Below are 278 nucleotides of genomic sequence, written 5' to 3'. Positions count from 1 at the left end.
CCATTACGGCGCAAACAAAGCTAGCCACACTTGAGGCGACGCTTCCTGAGTTGACCATGGGCAGTAATAAACTAATGAATGCTCTGGCATTGTTACTTGGTGAACAGCCGCGAGCGCTAGACGAATTGTTAGCAACCTCGGATTATCGCATGCAACTGCCCAGTGGCGTGCCACTTGAATGGTCATCGGACTTAGCGCAACGTCGTCCGGATATTCTTGAAGCGCAAGCACGTTTACATGCGTCGGTTGCGGCCATTGGCGTTGCAGAAGCTGATTTT

Annotated in this window: 1 pseudogene; it reads left to right on the top strand. The window is 51.4% G+C overall.

The annotated features are described in order from the left end of the window. Nucleotides 1-278: pseudogene (locus AAEZ02_RS22320) on the top strand (efflux transporter outer membrane subunit); the annotation flags it as partial.

It is taken from the genome of Shewanella sp. T24-MNA-CIBAN-0130, assembly GCF_040310185.1.
GTDB lineage: Bacteria > Pseudomonadota > Gammaproteobacteria > Enterobacterales > Shewanellaceae > Shewanella > Shewanella psychromarinicola.
The sequence above is the reverse complement of the archived record's forward strand: the minus strand, read 5'-3'. Positions and strand labels throughout refer to the sequence as shown.